General features: G+C 68.1%; 10 protein-coding genes. 5 read left to right on the top strand and 5 right to left on the bottom strand.

Annotated elements, in window-relative coordinates; all coding sequences use genetic code 11:
• Positions 1-2: 2 nt before the first annotated feature.
• The gene (locus tag AB5J50_RS33530; RefSeq protein ID WP_369262038.1) at positions 3-842 is read right to left on the bottom strand and encodes a hypothetical protein; all 840 of its coding nucleotides are present in this window, start codon (positions 840-842) and stop codon (positions 3-5) included.
• A gap of 165 nt (positions 843-1,007) precedes the next feature.
• Between AB5J50_RS33530 and AB5J50_RS33525 the strand changes: the two genes are divergently transcribed.
• Together AB5J50_RS33525 and AB5J50_RS33520 are read left to right on the top strand one after the other, a co-directional pair.
• Positions 1,008-1,979: a DUF4097 domain-containing protein gene (locus AB5J50_RS33525; RefSeq protein ID WP_369265586.1), complete on the top strand. Its 972-nt coding sequence runs from the start codon at positions 1,008-1,010 to the stop codon at positions 1,977-1,979.
• A gap of 1 nt (position 1,980) precedes the next feature.
• Positions 1,981-3,072: a helix-turn-helix transcriptional regulator gene (locus tag AB5J50_RS33520; protein ID WP_369262036.1), complete on the top strand. Its 1,092-nt coding sequence runs from the start codon at positions 1,981-1,983 to the stop codon at positions 3,070-3,072.
• A 319-nt stretch (positions 3,073-3,391) separates the two neighbouring features.
• Here AB5J50_RS33520 and AB5J50_RS33515 read toward each other — a convergent pair whose 3' ends face one another.
• The 4 genes from AB5J50_RS33515 to AB5J50_RS33500 form a co-directional block, all read right to left on the bottom strand.
• On the bottom strand, positions 3,392-3,961 hold the full coding sequence (locus AB5J50_RS33515) for a Clp protease N-terminal domain-containing protein (protein ID WP_369262034.1): 570 nt from the start codon (positions 3,959-3,961) through the stop codon (positions 3,392-3,394).
• Positions 3,961-4,170 carry a helix-turn-helix domain-containing protein gene (locus AB5J50_RS33510; protein ID WP_121405930.1) on the bottom strand — a complete coding sequence of 70 codons (210 nt, stop codon included), beginning with the start codon at positions 4,168-4,170 and terminating at the stop codon, positions 3,961-3,963. Before AB5J50_RS33510 ends, AB5J50_RS33515 begins: the two co-directional genes overlap by 1 nt.
• A 170-nt stretch (positions 4,171-4,340) precedes the next feature.
• Positions 4,341-5,306 (bottom strand): zinc-binding dehydrogenase, encoded by a 966-nt coding sequence (locus AB5J50_RS33505; RefSeq protein ID WP_327431653.1) that lies wholly within the window; start codon positions 5,304-5,306, stop codon positions 4,341-4,343.
• A gap of 425 nt (positions 5,307-5,731) precedes the next feature.
• Positions 5,732-6,955, bottom strand: coding sequence for an NADP-dependent malic enzyme (locus tag AB5J50_RS33500; RefSeq protein ID WP_369262031.1), 1,224 nt, complete (start codon positions 6,953-6,955; stop codon positions 5,732-5,734).
• Positions 6,956-7,496: 541 nt separating this feature from the next.
• On the opposite strand from AB5J50_RS33500, the gene AB5J50_RS33495 reads away from it, so the two are divergent.
• Genes AB5J50_RS33495 through AB5J50_RS33485 form a run of 3 tightly spaced genes read left to right on the top strand, consistent with a single transcriptional unit; the run spans position 7,497 to position 10,213 of the window.
• On the top strand, positions 7,497-8,459 hold the full coding sequence (locus AB5J50_RS33495; RefSeq protein WP_369262029.1) for an ABC transporter substrate-binding protein: 963 nt from the start codon (positions 7,497-7,499) through the stop codon (positions 8,457-8,459).
• 27 nt (positions 8,460-8,486) lie between these two features.
• Positions 8,487-9,452, top strand: coding sequence for an amino acid ABC transporter permease (locus AB5J50_RS33490; protein WP_369262027.1), 966 nt, complete (start codon positions 8,487-8,489; stop codon positions 9,450-9,452).
• The gene (locus AB5J50_RS33485; RefSeq protein ID WP_369262025.1) at positions 9,452-10,213 is read left to right on the top strand and encodes an amino acid ABC transporter ATP-binding protein; all 762 of its coding nucleotides are present in this window, start codon (positions 9,452-9,454) and stop codon (positions 10,211-10,213) included. Before AB5J50_RS33490 ends, AB5J50_RS33485 begins: the two co-directional genes overlap by 1 nt.
• Positions 10,214-10,227: the final 14 nt, after the last annotated feature.

Genomic DNA, 10,227 nt, shown 5'->3' with positions numbered 1-10,227 from the left:
CTTCAGTCGAAGGCGCGCAGCCGGTCGTACGCGACCCCGAGCGCACCATGGATCACCAGCAGCACCCCGGCAGCGATCCACCCACCACTACGCCGCCGCACACCCCACACAGTGAGCGGAACCCCGGCGGCCAGCTCAGCCGTGGCAAGGGCCCGAGCCTTCGACCCCCGCACCCAGACCCCCACCGCACTGCCCTCCACGACGTCAAGCTCTGCCCGCACGGCGGCCCGCCACCCCGTCCACTCGACCTGCTCGGCCCCCGGCTGAATCCGCGCCACGTCACGAAGCCGGTCGGCGGACTCACCCGGACTGAGCCCGGCCGGAAGCATCACCCCCGCGCGCGCGAGAACGGCGATCAGCCCCCGCAGCCGCGCACGCGAGTCCGCACCGGGGTCGGCCTTCGTCAACTGCTCCAGGGACTGCATGTCGAGCACGGGATCGAGACCGAGCCGCGCGGCGAAGGTGCGCATCGCCTCGTCCTCGCCGACGGGGGTACCGTTCGCCAGCCATTCGTAGCCGACGGTGCGGCGGAACCCCGAGGCGAGGGTGAAACCACTGCGATCGGGGTCCCACCAGAGGGCGAGTACGGGCCAGGGGGCACTGACGGCGAGGGCGCCGGCCCAGCCGGTGAGCACGCGGTCCACGGGCTCCACGCCGTGCTGCCAGGGCTTGCCCTCGGGAACCAGCACGCTCCACTCGGGACCGGCCCCGGTGAGCAGCATCCGCTCGCGCAGCAGCTGGGCGGCGGGACCGACGGACTCGGGGTGCGCCCGGCACAGGAGCAGGGCGCCGGGGGCCTTGGCCGGGAGGTCGTCGGAGGGCTCGCCGGAGGCAGTCGACATAGTCACACTTTAGGACGATTTACCCACTTCAATCCCTCCATGATCCCCAGAACGGGTGTCTTGACTTTCGACATCCGCGATATATCGTGATTGATGGAAGACGCGATATGGCGCGTCGAGTTCGGGCTCACGTGGGGGTCCGGTCCGGTCGAGGAGGTCTGCACCATGTCCGAGTGGTCCGTCGCAGAGCCGAAAAAGCTCACCTTCGACGACCCCGTGACGGCGCTGCACGTACGTGTCGTCAATGGAACGGTGAACATCGTGGGCACCGACGAAGGTTCCGCCCGGCTGGAAGTGTCCGATCTGGAGGGCCCGCCGCTCCAGGTGACCCAGAAGGACGGCACCCTCACGGTGGCGTATGAGGACCTGCCCTGGAAGGGCTTCCTCAAGTGGCTCGACCGCAAGGGCTGGCGCCGTTCCGTGGTGGTCTCCCTGGCCGTTCCCACCGGCACCCGGGTCGAGGTCGGCGTGGTCGGCGCCGCCGCCGTGGTCTCCGGGATGGACGCACGCGTGGACGTCAAGGGCGTCACCGGCGACACGACACTCGTCCGCGTCGCCGGTCCCGTACAGGTGAACACGGTGTCCGGGAACCTGGAGGCCCAGGCCGTCACCGGCGACCTCCGCTTCAACTCCGTCTCCGGCGACCTGACCGTCGTCGAGGGCTCGGGCTCCTCCGTGCGGGCCGAGTCGGTGACCGGCTCGATGATCGTGGACCTGGACACCACGGGCATCCCGACCGACGTCCAGCTGTCGAACGTCTCGGGCGAGATCGCCATCCGCCTCCCCCACCCGGCGGACGCGGAGGTGGAGGCGAACACCGCGAGCGGCACCGTCTCCAGCGCCTTCGAGGACCTCCGGATCAGCGGGCAGTGGGGCGCCAAGAAGATCACCGGCCGGCTGGGCGCGGGCAACGGCAAGTTGAAGGCGATGACAGCCTCCGGCTCCATCGCCCTCCTCCGCAGGCCACCGACGGAGGACGAGCCGTACGACGAAGCCCCCGAACCGCAGGAAGCCGCCACGACCGACAGCCCCCGCGACGAATCGACGTCCGAATCAACGTCCGAATCGACCGACAACTCGACCGCCGACTCAACCGAGGCCGCTACCGAGGGCGCGACCGACAGGAAGGTTCTCTGAGATGCCCCCCGTCTTCGCTCATGGACGCCTGCGCCTCTACCTCCTCAAGCTGCTGGACGAGGCGCCGCGCCACGGATACGAGGTGATCCGGCTCCTGGAGGAGCGCTTCCAGGGTCTGTACGCGCCGTCGGCGGGCACCGTCTACCCCCGACTGGCCAAGCTGGAGGCCGAGGGACTCGTCACGCACACCACCGAGGGCGGCCGCAAGGTGTACGCGATCACGGACGCGGGCCGCGCCGAACTGGCCGACCGCAGCGGCGAACTGGCCGATCTGGAGCTGGAGATCCGCGACTCCGTGTCGGAGCTCGCCGCCGAGATCCGCGCCGACGTACGGGGCGCGGCTGGCGACCTGCGCCGCGAGATGCGCGCCGCGGCCACGGAGGCCCGGCGGGGCGCCAAGGGCGGCGCCGGCGCGAAGGAACACGAAGCCGCACCGGGCGAGTTCGGTGGCTTCGAGGACTATCGCGACAAGGAGTCGTGGCGGGCGGCGAAGGAGGAGATGCGGCGCGTCCGGCAGGAGTGGAAGGAACAGGCCCGCCGCGCGAAGGACGAGAGCCGCCGCGCCCGCGACGAGGCCCAGCGCGCCCGCCGCCAGGCCAAGGAAGCCCAGGAGAAGGCCCGCGCCCAGGCCCAGGAGGAAATGCAGCGCATGGCCAAGCGGGTCCAGGACCAGGTCCAGGACCACTTCGCCCGGGGTGACTGGCCGACGGGCGTGCGCGAGGGACTGACCGAACTGGCCAAGGAATTCGGCGACTTCGGAAAGAACTTCGGAAAGGACCTGGGCAAGGACTTCGGCAAGGACTTCGGCTTCGGCCGCACCGCCACAGCAGCCGGTTCGACCACGGACCCGGAGTACACGGTCACCCCCGAGGACTTCCCCGCCGACTACGAACCCTCCTGGGCCCACGAGGACTCCACCGGCAACCCCGCCCGCGACCTCGACCGCCTCCTGGACCGCTTCCGCGACGACATCCGCGACGCGGCCCGCGACCACGGCGTGACAGAAGACCAACTGCGCGAAACCCGCCGCCACTTGTCAACAGCAGCAGCACACATCGCCGCGGCACTGCGCAGCGGATCGACCCGGAGCTAAGTTCCTCGACATCGCGAAACGGCCACTGTTCCCCCGGCCGACGTTCGAGAACGAGCCCGTTCAGGCCACAGCGGGACCTGGGGGCGCAGCCCCCAGAAAGGGGCGCGGAGAACGGCGCACCCAGCCCGCACGGCCCCGCACCCAACAAACAACCCCCACCCCCACCCACCCAAGGGGCGCGGGGAACTGCGCGACCAGCCCCCACAACCCCGCACCCGACAAACAACCGAACGGGGTCGAAGGGGCAGAGCCCCTGAGGATGGGACGGGTAGGGGCGGCGGGGGCGAAAACCCCTGAGCCGCACCCACCCCCCTGAAACTCACCCCGCCTTGGCCACACCCCCGTCGCCGTACAGCACCCGCGTCACCGCCGCATACGTAACCCCATGATCGGCAAGCACCTCCGCGACAACACCACCCCGCGCGGTGAGCGCCATGAGCAGATGCTCATCCCCGATGAACCGATCCCGGTGCGCGAGAGCCACTCGAAGAGCCTGCGTCAGCACATCCTTGGCCCCCTGAGCAAAGGGCCGACGCCGAGACCACCGACCGCCCCCTCCCCTCCTCCCGGACTCCAACGCCCCCTCCCCGTGCGCTTCCTCAACCCGGAAGACGATCTCCGCCAGATCGATACCAAGCCCGGAGAGCGCATCCACATCGGCACGGGAGAGCCCCCCACGACGCCGCGCCTCGGCAAGGTCCCGCTCCACCGAGTCCCGACGACCGGCCACCCCGAGCGAGGCCAGAACGAACGAACCCCGGCTGCCCTCCCGGTCGAGGAGCGCGAGCAACAGGTGCTCCTCCCCGACGGTCTCGGCCCCCGCCCGCTCCGAGTGTCCGACCGCACCCTCGACCACGGCCCGCGCATCCTTCGTGAACCGCTCGAACATCACTGCCTCCCGTACTTCTTGTGGACGGCCTGCCTGCTCACTCCGAGTTCCGCGGCAATCTCCTGCCACGACCAGCCCTGATTGCGCGCACTGCGCACCTGCACCGCTTCCAACTGCTCCAGCAACCTCCGCAGCGCGGAGACGGCCCGCAGCCCGACCCGCGGATCACGATCACCCGCGCGCTCGGCAAGATCCGTTGCTTCGGTCATGCTGTCAACCTACATTGACACCCCACCTACGTCAACCAAAGTTGACAGACGTCGAGCGCTCGCACGGAACACAAACGGCGGGCCCGGAACCCCGAGCCCGCCGCACTGAGAGACGAGTAACCGAAAGACAACTAACCGAAAAACGAGTAAGCGAGCGACTACGACAACCGTCAGCCGACAGTAAGCACGATCTTCCCGAACTGATCACCCGTCTCCATCCGTTCGAACCCCTCGCGGGCCCGGTCAAGCGGAAGTACCTCGTCAATGACGGGCCGTACACCCGTGGCGGCGCAGAAGGACAGCAGGTCCTCCAACTCGTCCTTGGTGCCCATCGTGGAGCCGACGATCTTGAGTTCGAGGAAGAAGACACGGGTCAGCTCGGCATGGGACGGCCGGTCACCGCTGGTCGCACCCGAGATGACCAGCGTGCCGCCGGGCCGCAGGGACTTGATGGAGTGCGACCAGGTGGCGGCACCCACCGTCTCGATGACGGCGTCGACCCGCTGCGGGAGCCGCGCGCCCGATTCGAACGCCTCCACGGCCCCCAGCTCGACAGCCCTCTTCCGCTTGGCCTCGTCGCGACTGGTGGCGAACACCCGCAGCCCGGCGGCCTTCCCGAGCGCGATCGCGGCGGTGGCCACGCCGCCTCCCGCGCCCTGCACGAGAACGGAGTCGCCAGGCCGTACCCCCGCGTTGGTGAACAGCATGCGGTACGCCGTCAGCCAGGCGGTGGGCAGACAGGCGGCCTCTTCGAAGGACAGTTCCTTGGGCTTCGGGAGCACATTCCACGTCGGTACGGAGACCTGCTCGGCGAAGGTGCCCTGGTAGCGCTCGGTGAGGATGGACCGGGGTTCCTTGGGGCCGACCCCGTGGCCGGTCTGTCCGATGACGGAGTGCAGGACGACCTCGTTGCCGTCCTCGTCGATTCCGGCGGCGTCGCAGCCGAGGATCATCGGCAGCTTGTCCTCAGCCAGGCCGACTCCGCGCAGCGACCACAGGTCATGATGGTTGAGCGAGGCGGCCCGTACGTTCACGGTCGTCCAGCCCGGCCTCTTCTCCGGGGCCGGACGCTCCCCCAACTCCAGGCCGTTCAGCGGCTGGTCACGGTCGATTCGGGCGGCATAGGCAGCGAACATGCCCCCGACGATAGGCTCCGCCCCCGCCCGACGGAACCAGGTCCCCCTGTGACACACGTCCCGCCCCTGGCGGCTGCGCCCCCAGACCCCCCTAAAAGATTGCGCAGTTCCCCGCGCCCCTGAACAACCGCCGGCCCACCCCAGGCGCCTTTAAGGGGCGCGGGGAACGGCGCGCCCAGCCCGCACGGCCCCGCACCCAACAAACAACCCCCACCCCCACCCACCCAAGGGGCGCGGGGAACTGCGCGACCAGCCCCCACAACCCCGCACCCGACAAACAACCGAACGGGGTCGAAGCGGCAGAGCCCCTGGGGATGGGACGGGTAGGGGCGGCGGGGGCGAAAAACCACCCACCCGGACGCCCCCGAAAGCAAAAAATGGCCCCACCGGGAAGCAATCCCGGCGGGGCCACAAGAGACACCGCGTCAGCGTCGGGCGACACCCTCGGCCCGAGCAGCCGCAGCCACCGCCGCAGTAACCGCCGGCGCCACCCGCTCATCGAACGGCGAAGGAATCACATAGTCCGCGGCAAGGTCGTCCCCGACCACCGCAGCCAACGCCTCAGCCGCCGCGATCTTCATCCCTTCAGTGATCCGAGAGGCCCGAACCTGCAGCGCCCCCGCGAAGATCCCGGGGAACGCCAGCACGTTGTTGATCTGGTTCGGGAAGTCCGACCGCCCGGTCGCGACGACGGCCGCGTACTTGTGGGCGACGTCGGGATGCACCTCGGGATTCGGGTTGGCCATCGCGAAGACGAAGGCACCCTCCGCCATGGAAGCCACCGCCGGCTCCGGCACCGTACCGCCGGAGACCCCGATGAAGACGTCGGCGCCGGCGAGGGCCGACTCCAGCGAGCCCGAGAGCCCCGCCTTGTTGGTGATCTCGGCCAGCTCCCGCTTGACGTCCGTCAGGTCGTCCCGGTCCTTGGACACGATGCCCTTGCGGTCCGTGACGGCGACATCCCCGAGCCCCGCCTCCAGCAGGAACTTGGCGATGGCGACGCCGGCCGCACCCGCGCCGGAGATGACCGCGCGCAGGTCGCCCAGCGACCGCCCGGTCAGCTTCGCGGCGTTCCGCAGGGCCGCCAGCGTGACGACCGCGGTCCCGTGCTGGTCGTCATGGAAGACGGGAATGTCCAGGCGCTCCTGGAGCTTCCGCTCGATCTCGAAGCACCGCGGTGCCGAGATGTCCTCCAGGTTCACGCCCCCGAACGAGGGCGCCAGCCGGGCCACGGTCTCGACGATCTCGTCGACGCCCGTGCAGGCGAGCGCGATCGGCACCGCGTCGACTCCGCCGAACTGCTTGAACAGGATGGCCTTGCCTTCCATGACCGGAAGGGAGGCCTCGGGGCCGATGTCACCCAGGCCCAGAACAGCCGTTCCGTCCGTGACCACGGCCACGACGGACGACTTCCACGTGTAGTCGTGGACGAGCTCCGGCTGCTCGGCGATCGCGCTGCACACCTTCGCGACGCCGGGCGTGTACGCCAGGGACAGGTCGTCCTTGTTGCGGACGGGCACGGTGGCCTGCACGGCCATCTTGCCGCCGCGGTGCAGCGCGAATGCCGGATCGAAGGAATCGAGGGGCTCGGCCCCGCCTTCCTGATCCGTACTGCTGTCGCTGCGAGGATTGACGATCTCCGCTGCCACTTTGTTTTACCCCTTAAGTCTTCATTGTTTGAGGGTGACCACTCCTGGTTGAGGGGTGGGCGGGCACCGCGCAAGCCCAGCCGCCGTGGTTGCGTACGGGCGTTTGCGCGACGGGCGCGCCGCACACGCGCCCTGAGCCCCGGATGAGGGGTGTAAAGAACCTTCTTACCGGACGGATGGTGTCGACGACGAGTCCATAACGCCAAGGTCACACGCCGGTGACATGACTCATAGCCGAATATGTGGACAAGTCCGCGACTTGCCCACATGTCGCCGCAGGTGCGGAGTAGCGGCCGCTCGCATCCTGAGATGCGCCGAAGATCTTCCGGCCGGAAGGAAGGATTCCCGCATAAGGTCCGGCCTTGATGTACCGGCTGGTAGCGGTTCGGGGGTCACCCGTTATCCGATTTTGACATAGCGAGTCCCCTGAATGCCCTGGTCCGAATGGCAAGATGCCGTCATCACACAAGGTCGCGACACCCGAAGGTGTGTGTTCTCGTCGACCTATCGGCTACTCCCTCATCCGCCGGAGGAACCCCAAATGACCGCAGGCACCACCCGTCGTACGACCGCCATGCGCACCCGGACAGCAGCGGTCGGCGCGATCGCGGTCGCGGGCGCCCTGATCCTCACCGGCTGCGGTGACCAGACGAACGGTGGAGGCAGCAGCTCCACCGAGTCCTCCAACGCCAACAGCGCTCCCCTGTTCTCCAAGCTTCCGAAGAAGATCCAGGACGCGGGCGTCATCAAGGTCGGCACGAACGCCGAGTACGCCCCGATGGAGTCGACCGAGGGCGGCAAGATCGTCGGCGTCGACCCGGACCTGGCCGACGCGCTCAGCAAGCAGCTCGGCGTGAAGTTCCAGTTCACCTCCGGCTCCTTCGACGGTCTGATCACCGCCGTGAACTCGGGCCGCTACGACATCGCGATGTCGTCCATCACGGACAACAAGCAGCGCCAGGAGGGCCTGGACGACAAGGGCAAGAAGCTCGGCGAGGGCGTCGACTTCGTCGACTACTTCACCGCCGGTACTGCCATCTACGTCAAGAAGGGCAACCCGGAGAAGATCACGGGCATCGAGGACCTGTGTGGCAAGACCGCTGCCGTGCAGCGGGGCACCACCTACGAGCAGGCGCTCAAGGACCAGTCGAAGAAGTGCACGACCGATGGCAAGAAGGCCATCAACATCGAGTCGTTCGACAACGACACCGAGGCCCAGACCCGCGTGAAGTCCGGCGGCGCGGTAGCCGGCATCAACGACTACCCGGTCGCCCTGGACCTGGCCCGCAAGGCCGACGGCGGCAACGCCTACGAGGTGATCAACAAGCAGTACGACGCCGGCCCGTTCGGCATCATCCTCGACAAGCAGAACACCGAGCTGCGTGACGTGCTGAAGGAAGCCGTCGACGCGATCATCAAGGACGGTTCGTACCAGAAGGTCCTCGAGAAGTGGGGCGCGGAGTCCGGCGCGATCGAGCAGTCCGCGATCAACGGCGGCAAGTGAGCCGGCGCACCACTGAAGGGCAGTCACGTGACTGACAATCTCGACAAGTCCCCCGAGGACACCCCGCCTCCGGGAGGCCCGGTCTCCAAGACCTCGGCGTCCGGGACCAACCCGGAGGCCATCAAGGCGATCCCGGTGCCGCACTACGGCCGGTGGGTCAGCGGCATCATCGTCGTCGCGCTCCTCGTCGCGCTCATCTACGCGTTCTCGCAGGGCGACATCCAGTGGCACACGGTCGGCGACCAGCTCTTCGAGTCCAGTGTCGTCAAGGGCGCGGGCCGTACGCTGCTGATCAGCGTGCTCGCCATGATCGTGGGCGTGGTGCTGGGCATCCTCCTCGCGGTGATGCGCCTCTCGAAGAATCCGGTGACCAGCACCGTCGCCTGGCTGTACATCTGGTTCTTCCGCGGCACCCCGGTCTACGTCCAGCTGCTGCTCTGGTTCAACCTGGCGCTGATCTTCCCCGTCCTGAACCTCGGTCCGATCTACAAGAACGAGATGACGGACGTCATGACCCCGTTCATGTGCGCCCTCCTGGGCCTCGGCCTGAACGAGGCCGCGTACATGGCGGAGATCTGCCGCGCCGGCCTGCTGGCCGTCGACGAGGGCCAGACGGAGGCGTCGCACGCCCTGGGCATGAGCCACACCAAGACCCTGCGCCGGATCGTGATCCCGCAGGCGATGCGTGTGATCGTGCCGCCGACCGGCAACGAGTTCATCAACATGCTGAAGACCTCGTCGCTGGTGTACGCGGTCACGTACAACGAGCTGCTGCGCTCCACGTCGGCCATCGGTTCCACCTCGTACGCTGTGATGGAGATGCTCTTCGTCGCCTCGATCTGGTACCTGGCCATGACCAGCGTGTTCAGCGTCTTCCAGTACTACCTGGAGCGCTACTACGCGAAGGGTTCCAGCCGCAGCCTGCCGCCGACCGTCTTCCAGAAGATCAGGGCCAACCTGTTCTCGAAGGGCAGCCCGAGGGGAGCCGTGTGATGACCGCGATGGTGAAGTCCGAGGGCGTCCACAAGTCCTTCGGCAGCGTCGAGGTCCTCAAGGGCATCGACCTTCAGGTGAACACCGGCGAGGTGTTCTGCCTCATCGGCCCGTCCGGCTCCGGCAAGTCGACCTTCCTGCGGTGCATCAACCACCTGGAGAAGATCAACGCCGGTCGCCTGTACGTCGACGGTGAGCTGGTCGGCTACCGCCAGAAGGGCGACAAGCTGTACGAGCTCAAGGACAGCGAGGTCGCGCTGAAGCGCCGGGACATCGGCATGGTCTTCCAGCGCTTCAACCTGTTCCCGCACATGACGGCGCTGGACAACGTCATGGAGGCGCCGGTCCAGGTCAAGGGCGTCAGCAAGTCCCAGGCGCGGGAGCGCGCGGGCCAGCTGCTGGAGCGCGTAGGCCTGGCCGACAAGGCGAAGAACTACCCCTCGCAGCTCTCCGGCGGCCAGCAGCAGCGCGTGGCCATCGCCCGTGCGCTGGCCATGGACCCGAAGCTGATGCTCTTCGACGAGCCGACCTCGGCGCTCGACCCGGAGCTGGTCGGTGACGTCCTCGACGTCATGCGCGACCTCGCCGAGTCGGGTATGACGATGATCGTCGTCACGCACGAGATGGGCTTCGCCCGCGAGGTGGGCGACTCGCTGGTCTTCATGGACGGCGGTGTGGTGGTCGAGTCCGGCAACCCGCGCGACGTCCTGACGGACCCGCAGCACGAGCGGACGAAGTCGTTCCTGTCCAAGGTGCTGTGAGCCATCTGAGCCAC

It is taken from the genome of Streptomyces sp. R35, from assembly GCF_041053035.1.
Classification (GTDB): domain Bacteria; phylum Actinomycetota; class Actinomycetes; order Streptomycetales; family Streptomycetaceae; genus Streptomyces; species Streptomyces lutosisoli.
Note: the sequence above shows the minus strand (reverse complement) of the source record. Positions and strands in the feature narration are given on the sequence as shown.

Coding starts and splice junctions, on each gene's coding strand:
- AB5J50_RS33485 (WP_369262025.1), top strand. CDS start 9,452: ATGACCGCGATGGTGAAGTCCGAGGGCGTCCACAAGTCCTTCGGCAGC.
- AB5J50_RS33510 (WP_121405930.1), bottom strand. CDS start 4,170: ATGACCGAAGCAACGGATCTTGCCGAGCGCGCGGGTGATCGTGATCCG.
- AB5J50_RS33515 (WP_369262034.1), bottom strand. CDS start 3,961: ATGTTCGAGCGGTTCACGAAGGATGCGCGGGCCGTGGTCGAGGGTGCG.
- AB5J50_RS33520 (WP_369262036.1), top strand. CDS start 1,981: ATGCCCCCCGTCTTCGCTCATGGACGCCTGCGCCTCTACCTCCTCAAG.
- AB5J50_RS33530 (WP_369262038.1), bottom strand. CDS start 842: ATGTCGACTGCCTCCGGCGAGCCCTCCGACGACCTCCCGGCCAAGGCC.
- AB5J50_RS33505 (WP_327431653.1), bottom strand. CDS start 5,306: ATGTTCGCTGCCTATGCCGCCCGAATCGACCGTGACCAGCCGCTGAAC.
- AB5J50_RS33495 (WP_369262029.1), top strand. CDS start 7,497: ATGACCGCAGGCACCACCCGTCGTACGACCGCCATGCGCACCCGGACA.
- AB5J50_RS33525 (WP_369265586.1), top strand. CDS start 1,008: ATGTCCGAGTGGTCCGTCGCAGAGCCGAAAAAGCTCACCTTCGACGAC.